Raw genomic sequence first — 20,818 nt, forward strand, 5'->3', positions numbered from 1 at the left:
CAGCTTTCCCGAACCGGGCCGCGCCACAATGCGGCGGCTCCAGGCATTGGCATGACAGCTCCCATTTCTCCCCTGATCCACGCACTGCGCCTGCTCAAGGCCGAACTGGCGCAGGCGCGCCATTCGCCGTCGCAACGCCAGGCAACGGCCGGGGCCTCGGCTGGCTTGGTCAATCGGGCCGCGCCACCCGCGGCCGTGACGGCATTGCAGGGGCTGACCGCCAAGCTCAAGGCCGCCCGAGCTCAAGGCGGTGCCATCCCTCGCGCCAAGGCCTTGCGCCTGTTCGTCGAGGCTGCGTTGCTCGATGAACTCGGCGGCGAGCTGCAACTGGATCCGGCGCTGGAAGGCCTGGTGGAGCGCACCTGCCGGGCCATCGAGCAGGATGCCGGCAGCGCGGCCTTGTTGGACGAAGCCTTGCAGGAGCTTCAGGCCCTGGTTGACTGAGCCTCACCGGCTGGGCCGCAGGGCCTATTGCTATTCCTGGATGGCCTCGATGCCGAGTTCGCGCATCCGCTGCACATGCGCCAGCATGGTTTGCAGCTGCTCGGGGGAGTGGCCCTGCCATTGCATGACTTCGCCCGTCACCCGCAGCCCCGCCTTGCAGCGGTAGGACTTGGTTGGATTGCCGGGGAACTTGCGGTCAGTCAGGTTGGGGTCGTCTTCGATGGGGCCGGTGGGCTCCACGATGTAGATGCGGCCGCGGTCCTCGCCCACGGCCAGCTCTGCGCCCCAGATCGCGGCTTCCAGCGTCGCGGACAGATAGACGTAGTTCGCCTTCTTGCGCTGGCCGTAGTTGGACACGTAGCCAGGCTGGATCAGGTCACCGGCCTGCAGGTCGGCCTTGGTGCCGTGGTAATACGGTGGAGGGCTTGGAGCGTCGGTGCTTGTCATCGGGCCGTTAGGGGCGAGGGCGCGACAGTGCCCATGACAGAGGCAATCTCGTGAAGCCCCGTCACGCCTGGGCCGGCACCGCCGCCGTCCTGCGGCTCAGGCCCAGCCCCACCAGGCCTGCCGACGCAATGCCCATCATCAACGCCGCCGCCGAGCCCGCGAACACGCCGCGCGGCATGCCCTGGTCCAGGATGGCCCCGAACACGGGTGCGGCAATCGCAAAGCCGATGTCGAGGCCCGAATACACGGTGCCATAGACCCGGCCGGTCGCTCCCGGCGGCGAGGCGCGCTTGATCAGCATGTCGCGCGACGGGCCGGCCAGGCCAGTGCCAAAACCCGCCAGCGCAGCCACGATGGCCGCCAGCCCGCCGTGCAGCCAGCCGGTCGCCGTCAGCAGCAGCAATGCGGCGGCAAAGGCCATGGCAAACGCAATCGTGCGCTCCAGCCGCTCGGCCTTGGCGACCAGGAAGCCGCCGCAGACCATGCCCGCCGCGCCGGCCAGCATGTAGCCGGTGACGACATAGGCCGTCAGTGCCAGCGGCAGGCCGTAGATCTGGTGCAGGGCCGGGCTGGCAAAGCTCTGGATGGCCGACAGCGCCGCCGTGCTCCAGAAGAAGAAGGAAAAGCACAGCCACACCGAGGGCAGCTTCAGGAAAGCCATGGGGTGCTCGGCCTTGACGCCGGCCGCCGGCTTCGCGTGTCCCCACGACCCTTGGCGGTCGTCTATTGCCGAGCGCTGCCAGAACAGCAGGGCCATCACCGAAAGCGCAACGAGGGCGGTGCCGACATAGGCGAAACGCCAGTTGCCCGTCGCCTCGGCAATGCCGATGGAGAACACCGGCGCGAAGGCCCAGCCGAGGTTGCCGCTGATGCCGTGCACCGAGAAGGCGTGGCCCAGGCGTGGTTGCGACACGCGCTTGTTCAGGATGGTGAAGTCGGCCGGGTGGAAGGGGGCGTTGCCGACGCCGGCGAGTGCTGCCGCCAGCATCAGCCCGCCAAAGCCCTGGGCCAGGCCCGCAGCGATGGAGGCGAGAAAGAAGCTCGCCATCGCCGCGAACAGCACCGGCCGCGCACCGATGCGGTCGACGATGAAGCCCGACAGCGCCTGCCCGGCGCCCGAGATGACGAAGAAGGTCGTCACCAGCAGGCCCAGTTCCGAATAGCTCAGGCCAAAAGCCTGGATGAAGGCCGGGAACAGCGGCGGCAGCAGCATGTGGAAGAAGTGCGACGTGCCGTGGGCGACACCGATGGTCGAGATCGTCGTGACGTCGCGCCGGCGCTGCAGGCCGGCGTCGAGGGAAGAGGCGAGGGCGGTATCCATGCCCTCAATGTAGGCAGGGCAGCGTCGGCGTTGTTACGATGGTTCGTCAACTTCTGTCGAAATTCAGCCATGGCCAGCCGTCGCAGCTTTCCTGCCTTCTCGCCCGAGCTCTTCGCGCCGACGCCCGAGCGGCCGCTGCGCGCCAAATCGCGGCTGCTGGAGCACCTGGCCGACATCCAGCCGCACCGGCACGACTGGGCCCAGCTCGTGTTCTCGATGACGGGCGCCGTGCGCGTGAACACCGAGGCGTCGACCTACATCGTGCCGCCGTCGCGGGCGGTGTGGATTCCGCCTGGCGTCGTCCACGCGGTCACGGCCATCGAGCAGTGCGACCTGCGCACCCTCTACCTCGGCCCCGAGCTGCTGGCGGGCGAGGCCTGGCAGGTGGGGCGGGTGCTGGAGGTGTCGCCGCTGCTGCGCGAGCTGGTGCTGGCCCTGCCCGCCATGCCCGATCCCGCACCCCCGGAGAGCCGCGACGACGCCGAGCGCCGCGGCGCCATGGAGCGGCTGGTGCTCAGTGAACTCCAGCGCGCCCGCCCATTGGCCCTGGGCGTTGCCCTGCCTCAGGACGCGCGGCTGCGCAAGCTCTGCGAGGCCATGCTGCGCGAGCCCGGCCGCCACGCCGGCCTGGACGAATGGGCCGCCGAGGCGGGCGCCAGCCCGCGCACGCTCAGCCGGCTGTTCCGCGAGCAACTCGGCACCAGCTTCGCGCAATGGCGCTCGCAACTGCTGCTGGCCCACGCGCTGACCCTGGCGGCGCGCGGCCGGCCCATGAGCCATATCGCCAGCGAGCTCGGCTATGCCAGTGCCAGCGCCTTCACGGCCATGGTGACGCGCACGGTGGGCATGCCACCAAGCCGGTTCTTTGCAGAGGCGTGATCAGGCGTTCCGCCCGCACCCCACCCGTCGCAGCGCCGGCCGGAATTCATCCATGAGTCGATAGAGTTGCGCCGGCCTGGAGGCACACAACAACAGGACACGCCCATGAAGACGCATCTGCTGCTGATCGACCCTCAGAACGATTTCTGCGACCTGCCGGTGGACTGGCTGCCGCGCTCGCCCGTGACGGGAGAACTCATCCAGCCCGCGCTGCCGGTGGCCGGTGCTCACGCCGACCTGCAGCGCGCCGCTGGCCTGGTGGAGCGCCTACGCGGCCAGATCGACGCCATCACCGTGACGCTGGATTCGCATCACCGCATCGACATCGCCCACCCTGGCTTCTGGCAGGAAACGGCCAGCGGCCGCCACCCCGGGCCTTTCACGCCCATCACGGCCGCCCAGGTCCGAGGCGGCGAGTACCAGCCGCGCGACGCGGCCCACCTCGACCGCGCGCTGGCCTATCTGGATGCGCTGGAGGCCGCCGGCCGCTACACGCTGATGGTCTGGCCGGTGCACTGCCAGATGGGCAGCTGGGGCCATGGCGTGCACGCCGGCCTGCAGGCTGCGCTGGACGCCTGGGCGGACAGGCAAGGGCGCTCGGTGGCCGTCGTCACCAAGGGCGAGAACCCCTGGACCGAGCACTACAGCGCGCTGCAGGCCGAGGTGCCCGACCCATCCGACGAAAGCACCGCGCTGAACCAGGCGCTGCTGGCCGAGCTGGACCGCTTCGACCGCGTGCTGATCGCCGGYGAGGCCGGCAGCCACTGCGTGAGAGCCACCGTCGAACACCTGGCCGACCATCTGCCGTCGCGGCAGTTGGCCAAACTGGTGCTGCTGACCGATTGCATCAGCCCCGTGGCGGGCTTCGAGGCCCAGCAGGCCGGCTTCCTGGCCGCGATGCGGGCACGCGGGTTGCAGTTGTCCACCAGCACGGATATCCAGGCATGAGCACCCCCGTCATCACCAGCCTGCTGGACACCGACCTCTACAAGTTCACGATGTGGCAGGCGCTGCTGCATCGCCACCCGCAGACGCAGGCCGAGTACCGCTTCGTCTGCCGCAACCAGCCCGGCTACCCGCTGGCCGAGCTGAAGGCCGACGTCGAGCGCGAGCTGCAGGCGCTATGTTCCCTGAGCTTTCGCGCCGATGAGCTGGCCTATGTGAAGGGCCTGCGCTTCATCAAGAGCGACTTTGTCGACTTCCTGCGCATCTTCCGGTTCCAGCGCGATTTCGTCGAAGTGACGACGGACGGCGCGCAGCTCAACATCGTCGCGCGCGGCCCGCAGGTGCATGTGATGGGTTTCGAGATTCCGATACTGGCCATCGTCAACGAGCTCTATTTCCGCCGGCTGGATACGCCCGAGGTCCGCGCCGAAGGACAGCGCCGGCTGAACGCCAAGATCGCCACGCTGCAGGCCTTTGCCGCGGAGCCCCTGCCGCAGCGCCACCCCTTCGACCTGTTCGACTTCGGCCTGCGCCGCCGTTTCTCCGGCGCCTGGCAGCGCGAGGTAGTGACCCGGCTGCGCGACGCCTTGCCCCAGCATTTCAAGGGCAGCTCCAACGTGCTGCTGGCCAAGGAGCTGGGCCTGGTGCCCATCGGCACCATGGCGCACGAATACCTGCAAACCTACCAGGCCCTGGGCACCGTGCGCTTGCGCGACCACCAGAAGGCGGCGCTGGAGGACTGGGTGCAGGAATACCGCGGCGACCTCGGCACGGCGCTGACCGACGTCGTCGGCATGGACGCCTTCCTGGCCGACTTCGATCTCTACTTCGCCAAGCTCTTCGACGGCCTGCGCCATGACAGCGGCGACCCGGTCGCCTGGGGCGAGAAGGYCCTGGCCCACTACGCCAGGCTGCGCATCGACCCGCACACCAAGCGCCTGGTGTTCAGCGACGGCCTGACCGTGACCAAGGCCATCGAGCTGTACCGCCGCTTCGCCGATCGCGTGCAGCTGGGCTTTGGCATCGGCACCCACCTCAGCAACGACCTGGGGCCCACGCCGCTGAACATCGTCATGAAACTGACCCACGCCAACGGCCAGCCCGTGGCCAAGCTCAGCGACAGCCCCGGCAAGACGCTCTGCGACGACGAGACCTTCCTCGCCTATCTGCGACAAGTGTTTGGCATCAAGCCATGATCAAGCTCACCCTCGTCCCGGTGCTGGACGAACTGCTCAAGCTGCTCATTGAACGCGTCACCCGCATGGTCCAGCGCCGCGGATACAAGCGCCGCCAGGCGCCACCGCTGATCCGGCTGCGCGCGGGCGCTTTCGGCCAGGGGCGGCAGATGCCCATTGCGGCGGTTTTTCCCGGAGTGCTGTCATGACCTCTGCCGCCGTCGTCATCGGCCGCTTCCAACCGGTTCACAACGGCCACGTCAGCTTGTTGCGCGCGGCACTGGCCGAGGCGCCCCGCGTCATCGTGCTGCTCGGCTCGGCCCACCAGGCGCGTTCACCGCGCCATGCCTTCAGCTGGACCGAGCGCGCCGAGATGCTGCGCCTGGCCCTGACCGACGCCGAGCGTGAACGCGTGGAGGTCGTGCCGCTGCGCGACCTCTACGACGAGGCGCGCTGGGTGCAGGCCGTGCGTGCGGCCGTGCAGGAGCGCGTGGGCGACGCCGACGTCACGCTGGTCGGCCACTTCAAGGATGCCACCAGCGACTACCTGCGCCGCTTCTCGCCCTGGCGCCTGCTGAGCCTGCCGCGCCAGCACCGCGTGGACGCCACCGACCTGCGCGCCGCGCTGTTCGAGGCCGGGCTCGAGGCCCTGGACGGCGTGCTGGCCAGCTGGGTCGATCAGGTGCCGCCGGGTACGCGCAGCTTCGTGCAGGCCTGGGCGCATCTGCCCTACCTGGCGGCGCTGCGGCGCGAATGGGCCATGCTGAAGGCCTACCGGCAGGCCTGGGCGGCGGCGCCGTATGCGCCGGTCTTCGTCACCGTGGACCTGGTGCTGCGCTGCGCCGACCATGTGCTGCTGATCCAGCGTGCCAAGGACCCCGGCCAGGGGCTTTGGGCCCTGCCGGGTGGCTTCGTCGAGCCGCGTGACACGCTCCACCAGTCCGCCGTGCGCGAACTCGAAGAGGAAACCGGCTTGCGACTGCTGCCCGAGACGCTGGCGGGCGCGCTGCAGGGCGTGGCCGTCTTCGACCACCCCGACCGCAGCCAGCGCGGTCGCACGATCTCGCACGCCCACCACTTCGATCTGGGGGATCGCGAGTTGCCCGAGGTGCTGGGCGCAGATGACGCGGCCCAGGCACGCTGGGTGCCGGTGGCTGAACTGGTGGCGATGGAAGAGCAGTTCTTCGACGACCACTTCCACATGCTGGACCGCTTCCTGAGCTTGCTGCCGGCATGACGATTGCCGGAGGCTGCTCACAGCCAAGGAACAGCCATGAACAACCCTTTGCGCCACGTGGGGCAGACGGCGCGCCCGGAGGATCCGCAGGCGCCTGCCGCTCAGCCCGGCGATGCCGCCGCCCAGTCGCTTCCGCAGCATCCGACGGAGAAATCGGACCCGGCTGATGCGCAGCTGCCGACGCCCGCCGGGAAGAAGGACATCCCCGACCTCAAGCCCGGCGAGCCGCCACCGGAATCCAGCGCAGGGTCGTAAGTCCTCAGGACAGCCGGGCCAGCATCATGGCTTCGGTGGCTTCGTCCCAGGCCAGCGGGTAGAGGCTGCGCGCCGAGGCCAGGGAGTCCGGGTGGCCGCCCCACAGCGAAATCTGCTCGCGGATGTCGGCGAAGGCAATGCTCATCAGCACGGCCGGCGCGTCAACACGCGGATTGTGGCGTTCCGCGGTGTAGGGCACGAGGCCCAGGCAACGCCGGTAGAAGCCCACGTGGCGCGGGTTGACCTCGATGACGAGGCGCGCGCAGCGGGCACGGCGGTGGGCGTGCAGATAGCCCAGGTGGAAGATCTGTGCCAGCACGCGCTTGGGGTCATGGGAATGCCTGTCAACGGCCAGGCCGCCGAACTCGCAGAGCTTGTCGCCCGCGGCGCGCCATTCGTCCAACTCTTGCTTGAACAACAGATCGGCGTGAAGGCCGCCGCTGCCGTCGAAGCGCACGGACAGGGTGCCGACGATCTGATCGCCGTCGCGCGCGGTGCAGACGATGTCGCCATCCTGGTTGCGGCTGCTGTAGCGCTCGCGTGAGATGACCAGCCCGCGGTCGCCATAGCGGCGCTCGACAAGGCCCAGGGCCTCGCCATCGAGCGCGCCGAAGTCGCTGTTCAAAGCCAGTGCGGCAGCGCCCGAGAAACTGGGCGACGACGCACTGTGCCGCGTTTGCATGGCAGGGGTCATGGACTGCATCCTTCTTTCCGCGCCGAACGCGCGAGCGGCGCAGTCTAGGAAGGACACCCCCCAAATGGGGGGAGTCTCACAGACCGATACACCGGTCGCATTCAGGGCATGAGATTTCTCACGGGGTACCGGTTGCAAGCCGTGCCCTTTGTTAGCGCATGTTTCTCGCTGGTGCGGCGTCGTCCTACAGCGCGGCCTTCGCGCCGGGGCTAACGTTGCGTTCGTCTGCTTCTCCCTCCCTGAGCAGACCGCTGGCAGCCTCGCAGGCGTGCAAGTGATTGCCCCGGCCACTGGCCGGGGCATTTTTTTGGGTGCTACGTGTTTGGGTCCCTGTTGGCACCGGCCGCCTGACGGCCCTGCGTAGCGCTCGCCCGGTCGAACTGACCGAGGAAGGGCGCCCTTATGCGGCGCTAACGCCGCCCCGCACACAGTGGAGGCCTCTTCACCACTCGTGCTCCTCATGGACGCCCTGTTCACCCTGTTCGCCCATCCCCTGCTGACGGCCGCCGGCCTGCTTGGCATCGTGGCGCTGGTCTTCTACAAGCGCACGCTGCGCCTGTTCGGCTTCGTCATCGTGCCCGACGACTCCATCGGCACGGTGACCAAAAACTTCGTTCTGTTCGGCCGCCACCGCGAGCTGCCGCCCGGCCGCATCGTCGCCCTCTACGGTGAAGCCGGCCTGCAGGCCGACACGCTCGCCCCGGGCCTGCACCTGGGCCTGTGGCCCTGGCAGTACGAGATCGAGCTGGTCAAGTTCACCGTCATTCCCGATGACGCCGTCGGCCTCGTCGAGGCCTGCGATGGCCTGCCCATGCCCGACGGCCGCGTGCTGGCCCGCCATGTCGACTGCGACCACTTCCAGGATGCCCGCACCTTCCTCGCCGCTGGCGAGCGCGGCCTGCAGATGGCCGTTGTGCCCCCGGGCGCCTGGCGCATCAACACGCTGCTGTTCACCGTGCACCTGGAGCGCATGACCGTCATCGAGCCCGGCAAGATCGGCATCGTCGAGGCCCGCGACGGCAAGCCGCTGGCCGGCGGCCGCGTCATCGGCCGCACGGTGGCCTGYGACAGCTTCCAGGACGCCCGCGCCTTCATGGCCGGCGGCGGCGAGCGTGGCCCGCAGATGACCGTCATCCCGCAAGGCAAGTACCGCATCAACCCGCGCTTCTTCAAGGTCGTGCAGGTGCCGGTCACCGACGTGCCCGACAACAAGGTCGGCATCGTGACGACCCGCGAGGGCACGTCCCTCACCACCGGCGAGATCGCCGGACCGGAAGTGCCCGGCCACAACCTGTTCCAGGAGCCGCATGCCTTCGTCAACGCCGGTGGCACCAAGGGCCTGCAGGAGCAGGTGCTGCTGGCCGGCCGCTACTTCATCAACCCGATGTTCGCCACTGTCGAGATCATCGACATGACCGAGGTGCCCATTGCCTCGGTGGGCGTCGTCGTCGCCTTCGTCGGCAAGCCCGGCGTGGACGTGACGGGCGAGGGCTTCCGCCATGCCAACATGGTCCGTCGTGGCGAGAAGGGCGTGTGGGTGGACGTGCTCGACCCCGGCAAGTACGCCATCAACACCTACACCCACAAGGTGCGGGTCGTACCCACGGCCAATGTGGTGCTGAACTGGGCCACCGGCAAGACCGAGGCCCACCGCCTGGACGCCAACCTGTCCACCATCACCGTGCGCTCGGCCGACGGCTTCACCTTCAACCTGGACGTGAGCCAGATCATTCACATCCCGCGCAACGACGCGCCCAAGGTCATCGCCCGCTTCGGCAGCATGGAGGCCCTGGTCACGCAGGTGCTGGAGCCCACCATCGGCAACTACTTCCGCAATGCCGCGCAGAACTCGGACGTCATCGACTTCCTGAAGAAGCGCAGCGAGCGCCAGGCCGAGGCCAAGGCCGCCATCGCCGTGGCGTTGAAGGCCTATGACGTCGGTGCGGTGGAGACGCTGATCGGCGACATCGTGCCGCCGGCCGAGCTGATGAAGACGCTGACCGACCGCAAGCTCGCCGAGCAGGAGAAGGTCRCCTTCACGACGCAGATGGAGGCCCAGGGCGTGCGCCAGCAGCTCGAGCAGGCCACAGCCCTGGCCCGCACCCAGGCCCAGGTGGTGGATGCCGAGCGCAAGGTCGCCATCGCCGAGTTCAGCGCGCAGGCGGCGGTGAAGACGGCCGATGGCGCGGCGCGCTCGAAGAAGATCACGGCGGAAGCCGATGCCGAGGTTACGCGCGTGACCGGCCAGGCCGAGGCCGGCCGCACGCTGGCCATCGGCGAGGCCGAGGCCGAGGTCATCCGCCAGAAGATCGGCTCCATGGAATCGGGCAACTACGCCATCGTGCAGGTCGCCCAGGCCCTGGCTGGCGCCGGCGTGCAACTGGTGCCCGAGGTCGTGGTGGGTGGTGGTCAGGGCGCGGGRCAGGGCGGCACCCTGGTGGACGTGCTGCTGGCTGGCCTGGTGAAAGATCGCCTCGACAAGCCGGTGCGGCCGCAGGTCGAGGTGGTGGAGGCCTCCTAAACTCCGCCGCCTCATGATCCCTCGTCCCGTTGTCCAATTCCTGCCCTGGATCGCCGTCGGCTCGCTGATGGGCCTGGCCTGGGCGGGCTGGCGGCTGCGCCTGGCCTGGCAGGGCCTGCAGGCTGCCCAGCGCGCCGCTCAGCTCGAGCGCGCGCTGCGCGAGTTCGGCGACTTGATGCGTGACGCTGACCTTCCCGAGGTCCATGTCCACGAACTGTTGCAGGCGCTGGCCGGCAACACCGGCCTGGCCACGGCGGCACTGCTGCGGCCGTCGCCCGGCGCGCAGGACATCGTCGTCGGCGAGCCGGATGCGAATGCGCTGGCCGGCCTGCAGCTGTGCGCCGATGGCGGCCGGGCGCTGGGCCCCGGCACCGACCATCACGCCGAGGAGCCTGACCTCTATCTGCCGCTGCGCGGCCGCGATACGGCCCTGGGCGCCGTCACGCTGCGCGGGCTGGGCACCGAGGCCTTGGCCGTGGACCAGCTTGCGCACGCCCAGGCCCTGTGCGACCAGATGGGCCTGGCCCTGCAGCGCCGCCGTGTGCAGGATGAGGCCCGGCAATCGGCCGAACTGGCCGAGACCCAGTCCACCCGCAACGCCATGCTGGCCGCGATCTCGCACGACTACCGCACGCCGCTGGCCACCATCATGGGTTCGGCTTCTGCCCTGCAGACCCAGGGGGACCGGTTGACGACGGCGCAACGCAGCGAGCTGGCCAGCCGCATCGTCGACGAGACCGCCCGCCTGGTGCGACTGACCGACAACACGCTGCAGCTCGCTCGCCTGGGCGCGCCCGGCGTGGCGCTGCGCTGCGACTGGGAGTCGGCCGAGGAGATCGTCGGCGCGGCCCTGCGCCGCGTGCGCCGCCGCCCGGACGGCGAGCGCGTGAAGGCGCGAATCGAGCCGGAGCTGCCGCTGCTGTGGTGTGATGCGGCCCTGATGTCGCAGCTGCTGGACAACCTCATCGACAACGCCCTGAAATACAGCCCGGCCGAGGCCGTCGTCGAACTCGTCGTGCGCCGCCTTGGCAGCGAAGTGATGTTTGCCGTGCGCGACCGCGGCCCCGGCATCGACCCGGCCTGGCGCGAGCGCGTCTTCGACGCCTTCCAGCGCGGCGACCTGGCTGCCTTTGCTCAGCGCCCGCCGGGCTCGGGCGTGGGCCTGGCCTTGTGCCGCGCGATTGCCGAGGCGCACGAGGGGGTGCTGAGCCTGCGCCCGCGTGGCCACGGTGGCTGCAGCTTCGAGTTGCGCCTGCCTTTGCGCGACGCGCCTGAGCTGCCGGAGGCCGCGACGTGAAACTGCTGCTCGTCGAAGACGACCGCGAACTGCGCGTGACGCTGCGCGAGGCCTTGGTCGTCGAGGGCTACGAGGTGCTGACCGCCGCCAGCCTGGCCGACGCGATGGCCCAGCTCGCCCACGCCGGTCATCTGGACGCCGTGCTGCTCGACCTCGGCCTGCCCGACGGCGATGGTGAGGAACTGCTGCAGGCCCTGCGCCGAGAGCGCTCGACGCCGCTGATCGTCATTTCGGCCCGCCAGGTCGAAGGCCAGAAGATCCGCCTGCTCGATGCCGGTGCCGACGACTACCTCGTCAAGCCCTTCGGCATCGGCGAGCTGCTGGCACGGCTGCGCGTGGCCCTGCGCCACCGCGGCACCGTGGCCCAGCCGGCCATCACGATGTACCGGCGCGCCGGCCTGGAAGTCGACCTGGCCGCCCACCGCGTACGTCGCGATGGCGCCGACGTGCGCCTGACGCCCACCGAGTTCAAGCTGCTCGCCCGCCTGGTGCGCCAGGCCGGCCAGGTCGTCACCCACCGCCGCCTGCTGGCCGACGTCTGGGGCGCGGACGCCACCGAGCAGACCCACTATCTGCGCCTGTACATGGGCCAGCTGCGCGCCAAGCTCGAGGTCGAGCCGGCCGAGCCCTGCGTGCTGCTGACCGAGCCGGGGGTTGGTTACCGCATCGCCGAGCCGGCTTGAGGATGCCCGCAGTGGCACGCCGCCGCCGACCCTGCTAGCCTCTCGCGCGCCGCAAGTGGTGGCGGGAACGGGAGCAACGGCATGGCGGAGTTGACGGTCAACGGCAAGCGGATGCAGTTCGAGGCGGAGGCCGACACGCCGCTGCTGTGGGTGCTGCGTGAGCAGCTCAGCCTCACGGGCACCAAGTACGGCTGTGGCGTCGCCCAGTGCGGCGCCTGCACCGTGCACATCGACGGCGCGCCGGTGCGAAGCTGCGTGATGCCGGCCTCGGCGCTGACGACGGCGCAGAAGATCACCACCATCGAGGGCCTGGCGCCCAACGCCTCGCACCCGCTGCAGAAGGCCTGGGACGCGCTGGACGTGCCGCAGTGCGGCTTCTGCCAGAGCGGCATGCTGATGGCCGCCGCGGCGCTGCTGAAGGCCAAGCCCAAGCCGACCGATGCCGACATTGACGCGGCCATGACCAACATCTGCCGCTGCGGCACCTACAACCGGGTGCGCGCCGCCATCCATCTGGCCGCGGGCCAGGTGCAGCGCAAGCAGATCCCCATCGTCATCGAAGGGGGCCAGGCATGAGCCCCGCACGGCCGCCCGAAGGGGCTCAACTCCCGCTTGGCGGGACAGCGCGCAGCGCGAAGGGTGCACCAATGAGCGCGGTTCTTTCCCGTCGAAGCTTTCTGCACACGAGCGCCGCCGCCGGCGGGCTGATGGTGGGCTTCCACGTGCCAGGCCTTGCCGAGGGTGAAGCCACGCCCGAGCTGAACGCCTGGGTGCAGATCCTGCCGGACGAGAGCGTCGTCATCCGCATCGCACGGTCGGAGATGGGGCAGGGCACGTTGACCGGCCTGGCCCAGCTCGTGGCCGAGGAGCTGGAGTGCGACTGGGCCAAGGTGAAGACCGAATACCCGACGCCCGGCCAGAACCTCGCGCGCAACCGCGCCTGGGGCAGCATGAGCACGGGCGGCAGCCGTGGCGTGCGCGAGTCGCACGAGTACGTGCGCAAGGGCGGGGCGCTGGCGCGGGCGCTGTTGATCCAGGCGGCGGCCAACCAATGGCAGGTGTCGGTGGTGGAGTGCACGACCTCGGCGGGCTGGGTGGTGCATGCCGGCAAGCGCTTGAGTTACGGCCAGCTCGCCGCCGAGGCCGCCAAGCTGGCCGCGCCGGCCGACATCCTGCTCAAGCCGGCCAAGGAGTGGACGTTGGCGGGCAAGCCGATGAAGCGGCTGGATACCCGCCCCAAGCTCGACGGCTCGCAGGTCTACGGCATGGACCTGCAGCTGCCCGGCATGCTGAATGCGGCGATCAAGGACTGCCCGGTCTTCGGCGGCAAGCTCAAGAGCTTCGACGCGGCGGCCATCGAGGGCCGGCCGGGCGTGAAGAAGGTGGTGAAGGTGGGCGACTCKGCCGTGGCCGTCGTGGCCGACACCTGGTGGCGGGCCAAGACGGCGCTGGACGCGCTGCCCATCGTCTGGGACGAGGGCGCGAACGTCAACCAGAGCAGTGCCGACACGGCCGCCACGCTGAAGGCCGGCCTGGACGCCGCCGAGGCCGCGGTGGGCAGCAGCCAGGGCGATGTGAAGGCCGCGCTGGCGGCTGCCGCGAAGAAGGTCGAGGCTGTCTACAGCTACCCGCACCAGAACCACGCGACGATGGAGGTCATGAACGCGACGGCCAGGTGGACACCCGAGCGTTGCGAGGTTTGGACGCCGACGCAGAACGGCGAGGCCGCGCTGGCCGCCGCTGCTGAATCGTCTGGCCTGCCGCCCTCGGCCTGCGAGGTCTACAAGCTGCATCTGGGCGGTGGCTTCGGCCGGCGCGGCGCCGTGCATGACTGGGTGCGCCAGGCCGTGGCCATTGCCAAGGAGCTGCCGGGCACGCCGGTCAAGCTGATCTGGAGCCGCGAGGAGGACATGACCCACGGCCGCTACCACCCGGTCACGCAGTGCAAGCTGATGGCAGGCCTGGACGCGGCGGGCAAGCTGACGGCCCTGCACATGCGCATCTCGGGCCAGAGCATCATCGCGGGCATCTTTCCGCAGAACATCAAGGATGGGAAGGACCCGGTCGTCTTCCAGGGGCTCAACCTGAGCGGCGCGGAAGGGTCGATCGGCTATGCCGTGCCGCATCTGCTGATCGACCATGCGATGCGCAACCCGACGGTGCCGCCGGGCTTCTGGCGCGGCGTGAACCTGAACCAGAACGCGGTCTACCTGGAGTGCTTCATCGACGAAGTGGCCCATGCGGCCAAGCGCGACCCGCTGGAGCTGCGCCGCGAGTTGCTGGCCAATTCGCCCAAGCACCTGGCGGTGCTGAACGCGGTGGTCGCCAAGGCAGGCTGGGGCAAGCCACGAGCGAAGGGAAGATATCTGGGCCTGGCCCAGATCATGGGCTTTGGCAGCTATGTGGCGGCCTGCGCCGAGGTGTCGGTCGGCAAGAAGGGCGAGCTCAAGATCCACCGCATCGTCGCCGCCACCGACCCCGGCCACGCCGTCAACCCGCAGCAGATCGCGGCCCAGGTCGAGGGCAGCTTCGTCTATGGCCTGTCGGCGGCGCTGTTCGGCGAGATCACCGTCAAGGATGGGCGCGTCGAGCAGCAGAACTTCGACACCTACCCGGTGCTGAAGATGGAGCACATGCCGGCCGTCGAGACCATCGTCATGCCCTCGGGCGGCTTCTGGGGCGGCGTGGGTGAGCCCACCATCGCGGTGGCGGCCCCGGCCGTGCTGAATGCGATCTTCGCGGCGACCGGCAAGCGCATCAGGGACCTGCCGCTCAGCAAGAACAAGCTCGCGTGATGCGTGCGCTGCTGGCACTCGTGCTGACCGCCAGCGCGCATGCCGGCGACGTCGAGCGTGGCCGGGCGCTGGTGGCCGACCGCACGCAGAGCCTGTGCCTGCTGTGCCATGCGCTGACGGCCTCAGGAGATGCCAACCAGGGCAATCTAGCGCCGCCGCTGGATGCAGTGGCGACGCGTTTGAATGCGCAGGGCCTGCGCGATCGCATCGCCGACATGCGCCGCTTCAACCCCGCCACCGTCATGCCGCCGTTTCGCTCCACGGAGGGGCTGCGCGATGTGGCGCCCGCCTGGGCGGGCCGGGCGGCGCTGACCGAGCAGCAGCTCGACGACATCGTGGCCTATCTCGGCACGCTCGCGAAATGAAGCGGCGCGAGTTCACGCTGGCCGCCGCGGCGCTTGCGCTGCTGCCGGAGGCTCGCGCGTCCGACGAAGTCATGCGTGCAGCCATCCGTGCCTGGGCCGGTCGCGACCCCGAGCCCGGCGTGCTGAAGATCGAGATGGCCGAGCTGGTGGAGAACGGCAATGCGGTGCCGGTGCGTGTGGCCGCCAGCGAGGCTGTCGTGGGCCTGGCGCTGTTCACGCCGCTCAACCCTGAGCCCGAGGTCGTGCATGTCGCCTTGAGCGCGCACAGCCCCAAACCTGAGTTCAGCACCCGCATGCGCCTGGCGCGCAGCCAGCGTATCGTCGCCGTGGCCAAAGCGGCCGACGGGCGCTGCTGGCAGGCGAGCGTGGATGTCATCGTGACGCTGGCCGCCTGCGTGGAGCCCTGATGGCGACGCGCGCTGTCATCACCCTGCCTGCTGCCATCAAGGCCGGTGAGCCTTTCGAGGTGCGCGTGACCGTCGCCCATGCGATGGAGACCGGCTACCGCAGCAGCGACGAAGGCGCCCGCCTGCCGCGCGACCTGGTGAGGCGCTTCGAATGCCGCCTGGACGGCGAACTGGTGTTTGCCGCCGACCTGTTTGCGGCTGTTTCGGCCAACCCCTATCTCGCCTTCTGGCTGCGGGCTGAAAGACCTGGCGAGTTGAGCTTTGTCTGGCGCGGCGACAACGGCTTCGAGCACCGTGAGACGCGATCACTGAACGTCGGCCCATGAACACAGCCACAGAGGCACAGAGGCACAGAGGCCAGGCGCTTGCACGAGTTCTCTGTGTCTCTGTGCCTCTGTGGCTGTGTTGCTTGACAGCTCATTCCGACGAGCGCCGCTCCGGCCGCGACACCATGAGCCCGGCATTGCGAACTCTGCAGGCCGACGACGCTCAACACCCCGCCCAGCTCGGCCTGGCCTTCGGGAGAGATCTGTGGAGCCAGGGGGCCAAGTCCTGCGCCAGCTGCCATGGCGAGCCCGAGAAGCTGCGCGGCGCGGCGGCGCGCTACCCGGCGTGGGACCAGGGCCTGCTCGACCTTCCCGCCCGCATCCAGCGCTGCCGCGTGCGCCACCAGCAGCAGCCGGGCTGGGCGCCCGACGCCGAGCCGCTGCTCGCGCTGACCGCTCTCGTCGCCCAGCAGTCGCGCAGCATGCCGCTCAGCCCGCCGCGCGGCCCCGAGCTGGACGCAGCTGCCAAGCAAGGCCAGCGTCTTTACACGGCCCGCATCGGCGCGCTCAACCTGTCCTGCGCCCAATGCCACGACGAGCGTGCGGGCCTGCGCCTGGGCGGCAGCCTCATTCCCCAGGGCCATGTCGACGACTACCCCGTCTTTCGTCTGGAATGGCAGTCGCTGGGCAGCCTGCAGCGCCGCCTGCGTGGCTGCCTGAGCGGCGTGCGCGCGACAGTGTGGGACTGGGACAGCGCCGAACTGCTGGCGCTGGAGGTGTATCTGTCGCGCCGCTCGGCTGGCATGGCGATGCAGCCGCCGGGTGTGCGCCCCTAACAAGCAGGGTGACTGTTACACCGCGTCCTTCCTAGTATGGGGCCATGGCAGTCACGACAACAAGGCGCGAACCGACACTGGAGCGTCTGCGGCTGTCGGTGGGCGAAGCGCTGGTTTTCATCGACCTGGCCAGTGGCGACCTCATCACGACGGGTCTGCGCTGCAGCCTGGTGCAGCGTGGCGGTGGCCGGCTGCTCGGTCGTTCGGTCGTCACCCCGTCGGGCCTGCATGTGTGGCCGGACCTGCCCGAGCGCTGGCGCCAACCGCAGGAGGGCGTCTGTGCCGACGTGCTGGTGCGCGATGAACTGCAGCGTTTCCAGCCCCTGAACCTGCCCTGGCCGCTGCCGGTCCGACCGGTGGGCCAGATCCTCAGTGACCGGGTGCTGGGAGGCATGCGCATGATGCGGGTGGGCTTGCTCAGCGCACCGACACGCAGGCCGCCGCCGGGTGTCTGCAGCGTCTACGGTCTGCTCACCTGGCAGGGCGACGGCGAGCCGGCGGCCTGGGCCCGCGTGTGCCTGATCGATGGCGAAGGCCGTGTGCACGAAGGCGCGAGCGATGCTGAGGGCAGGCTGGCCTTGCATCTGCCGCCGCCTCGCCCGGGCGGCGTCGGAGCGACAGTGCTGCAGGTCTTCGCCGATCCGACGCTGGGCTTGGCTTCAATGGGCTTGGGCGCGCCCGATGTGATGGCCTTCGCCGACCAGCCGGCGGTGGTCGCGCTGGCCGACGTCGAAGGGCAGGCGGCTTTTGTGCCGGGCGTCGTGGCGGCGCACGAGCCCCTCATCCTCGCCAGTCATGGCCTGCCGCCCGCGCATCGCGAGCTGCGCCTGGCGCCTGTCTGACGCCGCGCTTCAGCGCTGTTCCAGCTGGCGCTTGCCGAACAGCACCTCGCGCGCCTTGTCGTCGGTCAGCGGCTTGCGCGCACCGGCCAGCACCTCCACGCCACGCTGCACGGCCGGGCGCTTGGCGATCTCGTCGAACCAGCCTTTCAGATGCGGGTAGTCGCCCATCTCCACGCCCTGGTTCTTCCAGGAGCGCAGCCACGGGAAGACGGCGATGTCGGCAATGCTGTAGTCCGGCCCACCGAGATAGGTGGCATGGGCCAGGCGCTTGTTGATGACGCTGTACAGGCGCTTGGCCTCGTTGGTGTAGCGATCAATGGCGTAGTCGATCTTCTCGGGCGCGTAGATGCGGAAGTGATGCGCCTGGCCCAGCATGGGGCCGACGCCGCCCATCTGGAACATCAGCCACTGCAGCACCTCGTATTTGCCACGCACGTCGGCGGGCAGGAGCTTGCCCGTCTTGCCAGCCAGGTAGAGCAGGATGGCACCGCTCTCGAACAGCGAGATGGGCTGGCCGCCGGGGCCGTCGGGGTCGGTGATCGCGGGGATTTTGTTGTTGGGACTGATGGCGAGGAAGTCGGGTGCGAACTGCTCACCGGCGCCGATGTCCACGGGATGCACCCGGTAGGCGAGGCGGCACTCCTCCAGCATGATGTGCACCTTGTGGCCGTTGGGCGTGGGCCATGAATACACTTCAATCATTCGTCGCCTCCATGCGGTGTGCCTAGCAAGCAGGCCCCATTCTCAGACTTCCTCACGACTCATGGTGGTAAAGCAAGTCAAGCACTGGCTCGTGACGCGCGCCAACGCGTCGCGCTGGCGTCCGATCGAGGACTGGGCCGAGGCACGCGGGGCCGGATTCACGCAGACGCGGGACGGGTTGGGCTTCCTCGTCGAGCAGCCCAAGGCGTCGCCGGGGCCGCTGCGCATCGAATGGGGTGTGTCGCAGCGCAGCTATCTGCCTGGCTTTGAGCTGCGCATGCGCTGTGAGATGGGCCTGCACCATGACCTGCAGATGATGGTGCTGTGCCGGGCGCTGATGGAGAACCTTGAGCGTGCTGTCTTCGAGGCCTACACCGACACGCTCAAGACCCGCGTCGATACCGACACGCCGGAAGAGATGCGCTGGCTGGTGATGTTCCCCAAGTTCAACAACGCCGCCTCGCAGATGCTGCGCCAACGCTATGGGATCGTCGGCGTGACCAAGGATCTGACCGGCGCGTGGATCGAGGGCGAACTCAGCGAAGCCCTGGTTCAGGCCAGCCAGGACCTGCTGCCCGAAGGCCATCCCTTCGTGCTGATGGCGATGCGCGGCAACCTCTATCTGCGCACGGAAATGAGTGAGGCCGACCTGCCCAGGCTGCAGGCCCTGGTGAAGCTGCTGGAAGTCGCAGCGCGTGAGGCGCAGCGCGTGAACGGGCGGCTGTCAGACAGCGGGGCCTGGCCGACGACGACGTCGATCGCCTGGACGCCCTCGACGCGCCCGGGGGATGTGACCTGAGGCCGTCCAAGGTCTCAGGCCTTCTGCGCGAAGCTCCAAGCTAGATCCGCTAGCGGTCGGGCGCTTTTGGCCGTCTCCCTGGCCTGGGCGCTGGAGGCCGTGCCGTCCACCACGCGTTTGGCAATGCCCTGCACGATGGCCGCGATGCGGAACATGTTGTAGGCCATGTAGAAGTTCCAGTCGGCCATGACGGTGCCGGCGTCCCCACGGCCGGTGCGCTCACAGTAGCGCTGCACATACTCGCGCTCGCTCGGAATGCCCAGTGCAACCAGATCCTTGCCGCCCAGGCCGCGCGCGGCGCCCGAGGTCTGGATGTGCCAGCTCATGCAGTGGTAGCTGAAGTCGGCCAGCGGATGGCCGAGCGTCGAAAGCTCCCAGTCCAGCACGGCGATGATGCGAGGCTCGCTGGGGTGGAAGACGACGTTGTCCATGCGGTAGTCGCCATGGACGATGGCCACCTCGCTCTCGTCGCGGGCCGAGGCCGGGATGTGGGCCGGCAGCCAGGCCAGCAGCGAATCCATCGCCGGGTTGGGCTCGGTGACGGAGGCCAGGTATTGCTTGCTCCAGCGGCCGATCTGACGCTCGAAGTAATTCCCCGGCTTGCCGTAGGCCGCGAGGCCCACGGCCTTGAAGTCGACCTGGTGCAGGGCCGCGATGACCCGGTTCATCTCGTCGTAATGGGCGGCGCGCTCGGCATGGGTCATGCCGGGCAGGCTCTGGTCCCACAGCACGCGGCCGGGCATGAAGGACATGACGTAGAAGGCGCGGCCGATGACGGCCTCGTCCTCGCACAGCGCGTACATGGCGGGCACGGGCACGTCGGTGCCGGCAAGAGCCCCCATGACCTGGAATTCACGCTCGATGGCGTGGGCCGACGGCAGCAGCTTGGCCACCGGGGCGGGTTTGCTGCGCATCACGTATTGCGCCCCCGGCGTCTTCAGCAGATAGGTCGGGTTGGACTGGCCACCCTTGAATTGCTCGATGGCCAGGGGCCTGACAAAGCCGTCAACGTGCGCGGCCAGCCAGGCTTCGAGAGCCGTGGTGTCCAGGGCTTGGGCAAGGGGACGGGTGCCGGTGAATGCTTCCATGGATGTCTGGGTAGAGAACGCCAACTGTCCATTCTGCGAGTCGAGGCCAGGCTGCCGTGTCTCCTCGGCGCCAGCCTTATCGGGATGCGGCTGCTAGCAGCTTCTCGCGGCTGAGCACGACCAGGCGGGTCGGCTCGACGCGCACCGCGCCTTCGCGTTCGAAAGCCTTGAGCTCCTGGTTGACGCGCTGGCGCGAGGCGCCGAGCAACTGGGCGAGGTCTTCCTGGGCCAGTTGCAAACCGATGCGGATCTCATCGCCCTCCTGCACGCCATAAGAGCGCGCCAGCAGCAGCACCTGCTTGGCCAGGCGGGCGGCCAGTGGGCGCGTGTTGAGGTCCTCGATCATGTCGAACATCAGCCGCAGCCGGCGGCAGTTCAGCCGCAGCAAGGCGTCATAGAGCTCGGAGTGGGCCTGCAACAGCGCGCGGAAATCGGACTTGCGCACGCACAGCAGCGTCGTCTCGCCGTGCGCATAGGCGTCGTGGGTGCGGGGCAGGCCGTCGAAGAGGGCGATATCGCCGAACCACGTGCCTGGCTCGACATAGGTCAGCGAGATCTGCTTGCCGGCCAGGGACACCGAGCTGACGCGCACGGCGCCCTTGGCCACGGCCGACCACTCCTCGGCAGGCTCGCCGCGGTGGGACAGCATGGTCTCGTCGGGCAGGCGGCGCACGAAGGCGCGCTGCAGGATGTCGTTGCGCAGGGTCTCGGAGAGCTTGGAGAACCAGGCGCCCTGATCGATCTGCTGGCGTTCGGCGGGGGTGAGGCTGAGTGCGTTCATGGTCTGGGGGCATTGTGCCGCCCGCGGTTCCCTGGGAAT

General features: G+C 69.1%; 24 protein-coding genes. 18 read left to right on the forward strand and 6 right to left on the reverse strand.

The window, feature by feature from the left end:
* The first annotated feature begins 51 nt into the window (after nucleotides 1–51).
* The gene (locus ACXJKJ_RS18725) at nucleotides 52–444 is read left to right on the forward strand and encodes a hypothetical protein (RefSeq protein WP_056195669.1); all 393 of its coding nucleotides are present in this window, start codon (nucleotides 52–54) and stop codon (nucleotides 442–444) included.
* A gap of 30 nt (nucleotides 445–474) precedes the next feature.
* Here the strand turns inward: ACXJKJ_RS18725 and arr are convergent, their stop codons facing one another.
* Both arr and ACXJKJ_RS18735 read right to left on the reverse strand, forming a co-directional pair.
* Nucleotides 475–891, reverse strand: coding sequence for an NAD(+)--rifampin ADP-ribosyltransferase (gene arr / locus ACXJKJ_RS18730; protein ID WP_457391573.1), 417 nt, complete (start codon nucleotides 889–891; stop codon nucleotides 475–477).
* 61 nt (nucleotides 892–952) lie between these two features.
* A complete protein-coding gene (locus ACXJKJ_RS18735) occupies nucleotides 953–2,212 on the reverse strand; it encodes an MFS transporter (RefSeq protein WP_457391574.1) in 1,260 nt (419 codons plus the stop codon).
* Nucleotides 2,213–2,281: 69 nt separating this feature from the next.
* Between ACXJKJ_RS18735 and ACXJKJ_RS18740 the strand changes: the two genes are divergently transcribed.
* The 6 genes from ACXJKJ_RS18740 (at nucleotide 2,282) to ACXJKJ_RS18765 (ending at nucleotide 6,703) form a co-directional block, all read left to right on the forward strand.
* On the forward strand, nucleotides 2,282–3,091 hold the full coding sequence (locus tag ACXJKJ_RS18740; RefSeq protein WP_056195678.1) for an AraC family transcriptional regulator: 810 nt from the start codon (nucleotides 2,282–2,284) through the stop codon (nucleotides 3,089–3,091).
* Between the two features lie 105 nt (nucleotides 3,092–3,196).
* Entirely contained in the window at nucleotides 3,197–4,039 is an 843-nt protein-coding gene (locus tag ACXJKJ_RS18745; protein ID WP_457391576.1) for a cysteine hydrolase family protein, read from the forward strand.
* Entirely contained in the window at nucleotides 4,036–5,232 is a 1,197-nt protein-coding gene (gene pncB, locus ACXJKJ_RS18750; RefSeq protein ID WP_457391577.1) for a nicotinate phosphoribosyltransferase, read from the forward strand. The genes ACXJKJ_RS18745 and pncB overlap by 4 nt, the downstream gene beginning before the upstream one ends.
* Nucleotides 5,229–5,420 carry a hypothetical protein gene (locus ACXJKJ_RS18755; RefSeq protein WP_457356005.1) on the forward strand — a complete coding sequence of 64 codons (192 nt, stop codon included), beginning with the start codon at nucleotides 5,229–5,231 and terminating at the stop codon, nucleotides 5,418–5,420. Before pncB ends, ACXJKJ_RS18755 begins: the two co-directional genes overlap by 4 nt.
* Nucleotides 5,417–6,448, forward strand: a complete 1,032-nt coding sequence (locus ACXJKJ_RS18760; RefSeq protein WP_457391578.1) for a bifunctional nicotinamide-nucleotide adenylyltransferase/Nudix hydroxylase — start codon at nucleotides 5,417–5,419, stop codon at nucleotides 6,446–6,448. Before ACXJKJ_RS18755 ends, ACXJKJ_RS18760 begins: the two co-directional genes overlap by 4 nt.
* Before the next feature lie 36 nt (nucleotides 6,449–6,484).
* A complete protein-coding gene (locus ACXJKJ_RS18765; protein WP_056195694.1) occupies nucleotides 6,485–6,703 on the forward strand; it encodes a hypothetical protein in 219 nt (72 codons plus the stop codon).
* Between the two features lie 4 nt (nucleotides 6,704–6,707).
* Here the strand turns inward: ACXJKJ_RS18765 and ACXJKJ_RS18770 are convergent, their stop codons facing one another.
* Nucleotides 6,708–7,397 (reverse strand): N-acyl amino acid synthase FeeM domain-containing protein, encoded by a 690-nt coding sequence (locus tag ACXJKJ_RS18770; RefSeq protein WP_157281403.1) that lies wholly within the window; start codon nucleotides 7,395–7,397, stop codon nucleotides 6,708–6,710.
* A gap of 460 nt (nucleotides 7,398–7,857) precedes the next feature.
* On the opposite strand from ACXJKJ_RS18770, the gene ACXJKJ_RS18775 reads away from it, so the two are divergent.
* From ACXJKJ_RS18775 to ACXJKJ_RS18820, 10 genes are all read left to right on the forward strand, one after another.
* Entirely contained in the window at nucleotides 7,858–9,918 is a 2,061-nt protein-coding gene (locus tag ACXJKJ_RS18775) for an SPFH domain-containing protein (RefSeq protein ID WP_457391579.1), read from the forward strand.
* A 13-nt stretch (nucleotides 9,919–9,931) separates the two neighbouring features.
* The gene (locus tag ACXJKJ_RS18780; RefSeq protein ID WP_457391580.1) at nucleotides 9,932–11,215 is read left to right on the forward strand and encodes a sensor histidine kinase; all 1,284 of its coding nucleotides are present in this window, start codon (nucleotides 9,932–9,934) and stop codon (nucleotides 11,213–11,215) included.
* Entirely contained in the window at nucleotides 11,212–11,898 is a 687-nt protein-coding gene (locus ACXJKJ_RS18785) for a response regulator (protein WP_457391582.1), read from the forward strand. The genes ACXJKJ_RS18780 and ACXJKJ_RS18785 overlap by 4 nt, the downstream gene beginning before the upstream one ends.
* A gap of 81 nt (nucleotides 11,899–11,979) precedes the next feature.
* Nucleotides 11,980–12,474, forward strand: coding sequence for a (2Fe-2S)-binding protein (locus tag ACXJKJ_RS18790; RefSeq protein ID WP_119042024.1), 495 nt, complete (start codon nucleotides 11,980–11,982; stop codon nucleotides 12,472–12,474).
* A gap of 71 nt (nucleotides 12,475–12,545) precedes the next feature.
* Nucleotides 12,546–14,693 (forward strand): molybdopterin cofactor-binding domain-containing protein, encoded by a 2,148-nt coding sequence (locus tag ACXJKJ_RS18795; RefSeq protein ID WP_457391584.1) that lies wholly within the window; start codon nucleotides 12,546–12,548, stop codon nucleotides 14,691–14,693.
* Nucleotides 14,693–15,058, forward strand: a complete 366-nt coding sequence (gene soxX / locus ACXJKJ_RS18800; protein WP_457355998.1) for a sulfur oxidation c-type cytochrome SoxX — start codon at nucleotides 14,693–14,695, stop codon at nucleotides 15,056–15,058. The genes ACXJKJ_RS18795 and soxX overlap by 1 nt, the downstream gene beginning before the upstream one ends.
* Entirely contained in the window at nucleotides 15,055–15,465 is a 411-nt protein-coding gene (locus ACXJKJ_RS18805) for a thiosulfate oxidation carrier protein SoxY (RefSeq protein ID WP_457391585.1), read from the forward strand. Before soxX ends, ACXJKJ_RS18805 begins: the two co-directional genes overlap by 4 nt.
* Nucleotides 15,465–15,791, forward strand: a complete 327-nt coding sequence (locus tag ACXJKJ_RS18810) for a thiosulfate oxidation carrier complex protein SoxZ (RefSeq protein ID WP_457324072.1) — start codon at nucleotides 15,465–15,467, stop codon at nucleotides 15,789–15,791. Before ACXJKJ_RS18805 ends, ACXJKJ_RS18810 begins: the two co-directional genes overlap by 1 nt.
* 83 nt (nucleotides 15,792–15,874) lie before the next feature.
* A complete protein-coding gene (gene soxA, locus ACXJKJ_RS18815; protein ID WP_457355997.1) occupies nucleotides 15,875–16,567 on the forward strand; it encodes a sulfur oxidation c-type cytochrome SoxA in 693 nt (230 codons plus the stop codon).
* 44 nt (nucleotides 16,568–16,611) lie between these two features.
* Nucleotides 16,612–17,409, forward strand: a complete 798-nt coding sequence (locus ACXJKJ_RS18820) for a hypothetical protein (protein ID WP_457391587.1) — start codon at nucleotides 16,612–16,614, stop codon at nucleotides 17,407–17,409.
* A gap of 9 nt (nucleotides 17,410–17,418) precedes the next feature.
* Here ACXJKJ_RS18820 and ACXJKJ_RS18825 read toward each other — a convergent pair whose 3' ends face one another.
* Nucleotides 17,419–18,111, reverse strand: coding sequence for a glutathione binding-like protein (locus ACXJKJ_RS18825; RefSeq protein WP_457391588.1), 693 nt, complete (start codon nucleotides 18,109–18,111; stop codon nucleotides 17,419–17,421).
* 61 nt (nucleotides 18,112–18,172) lie between these two features.
* On the opposite strand from ACXJKJ_RS18825, the gene ACXJKJ_RS18830 reads away from it, so the two are divergent.
* A complete protein-coding gene (locus ACXJKJ_RS18830; protein WP_056195743.1) occupies nucleotides 18,173–18,910 on the forward strand; it encodes a hypothetical protein in 738 nt (245 codons plus the stop codon).
* Between the two features lie 14 nt (nucleotides 18,911–18,924).
* Here the strand turns inward: ACXJKJ_RS18830 and ACXJKJ_RS18835 are convergent, their stop codons facing one another.
* Together ACXJKJ_RS18835 and ACXJKJ_RS18840 are read right to left on the reverse strand one after the other, a co-directional pair.
* A complete protein-coding gene (locus ACXJKJ_RS18835; RefSeq protein ID WP_457391589.1) occupies nucleotides 18,925–19,998 on the reverse strand; it encodes a phosphotransferase in 1,074 nt (357 codons plus the stop codon).
* Between the two features lie 76 nt (nucleotides 19,999–20,074).
* The gene (locus ACXJKJ_RS18840; RefSeq protein ID WP_056195749.1) at nucleotides 20,075–20,779 is read right to left on the reverse strand and encodes a Crp/Fnr family transcriptional regulator; all 705 of its coding nucleotides are present in this window, start codon (nucleotides 20,777–20,779) and stop codon (nucleotides 20,075–20,077) included.
* Nucleotides 20,780–20,818: the final 39 nt, after the last annotated feature.

The sequence above is a fragment of the Roseateles sp. P5_E1 genome, assembly GCF_054049335.1.

Bases quoted from the DNA above. Each gene is read 5' to 3' on its own strand.
- ACXJKJ_RS18725 (WP_056195669.1), top strand. From the start codon at position 52: ATGACAGCTCCCATTTCTCCCCTGATCCACGCACTGCGCCTGCTCAAG.
- arr (WP_457391573.1), bottom strand. From the start codon at position 891: ATGACAAGCACCGACGCTCCAAGCCCTCCACCGTATTACCACGGCACC.
- ACXJKJ_RS18735 (WP_457391574.1), bottom strand. From the start codon at position 2,212: ATGGATACCGCCCTCGCCTCTTCCCTCGACGCCGGCCTGCAGCGCCGG.
- ACXJKJ_RS18740 (WP_056195678.1), top strand. From the start codon at position 2,282: ATGGCCAGCCGTCGCAGCTTTCCTGCCTTCTCGCCCGAGCTCTTCGCG.
- ACXJKJ_RS18755 (WP_457356005.1), top strand. From the start codon at position 5,229: ATGATCAAGCTCACCCTCGTCCCGGTGCTGGACGAACTGCTCAAGCTG.
- ACXJKJ_RS18760 (WP_457391578.1), top strand. From the start codon at position 5,417: ATGACCTCTGCCGCCGTCGTCATCGGCCGCTTCCAACCGGTTCACAAC.
- ACXJKJ_RS18765 (WP_056195694.1), top strand. From the start codon at position 6,485: ATGAACAACCCTTTGCGCCACGTGGGGCAGACGGCGCGCCCGGAGGAT.
- ACXJKJ_RS18770 (WP_157281403.1), bottom strand. From the start codon at position 7,397: ATGACCCCTGCCATGCAAACGCGGCACAGTGCGTCGTCGCCCAGTTTC.
- ACXJKJ_RS18780 (WP_457391580.1), top strand. From the start codon at position 9,932: ATGATCCCTCGTCCCGTTGTCCAATTCCTGCCCTGGATCGCCGTCGGC.
- ACXJKJ_RS18790 (WP_119042024.1), top strand. From the start codon at position 11,980: ATGGCGGAGTTGACGGTCAACGGCAAGCGGATGCAGTTCGAGGCGGAG.
- soxX (WP_457355998.1), top strand. From the start codon at position 14,693: ATGCGTGCGCTGCTGGCACTCGTGCTGACCGCCAGCGCGCATGCCGGC.
- ACXJKJ_RS18805 (WP_457391585.1), top strand. From the start codon at position 15,055: ATGAAGCGGCGCGAGTTCACGCTGGCCGCCGCGGCGCTTGCGCTGCTG.
- ACXJKJ_RS18810 (WP_457324072.1), top strand. From the start codon at position 15,465: ATGGCGACGCGCGCTGTCATCACCCTGCCTGCTGCCATCAAGGCCGGT.
- ACXJKJ_RS18820 (WP_457391587.1), top strand. From the start codon at position 16,612: ATGGCAGTCACGACAACAAGGCGCGAACCGACACTGGAGCGTCTGCGG.
- ACXJKJ_RS18825 (WP_457391588.1), bottom strand. From the start codon at position 18,111: ATGATTGAAGTGTATTCATGGCCCACGCCCAACGGCCACAAGGTGCAC.
- ACXJKJ_RS18830 (WP_056195743.1), top strand. From the start codon at position 18,173: ATGGTGGTAAAGCAAGTCAAGCACTGGCTCGTGACGCGCGCCAACGCG.
- ACXJKJ_RS18835 (WP_457391589.1), bottom strand. From the start codon at position 19,998: ATGGAAGCATTCACCGGCACCCGTCCCCTTGCCCAAGCCCTGGACACC.
- ACXJKJ_RS18840 (WP_056195749.1), bottom strand. From the start codon at position 20,779: ATGAACGCACTCAGCCTCACCCCCGCCGAACGCCAGCAGATCGATCAG.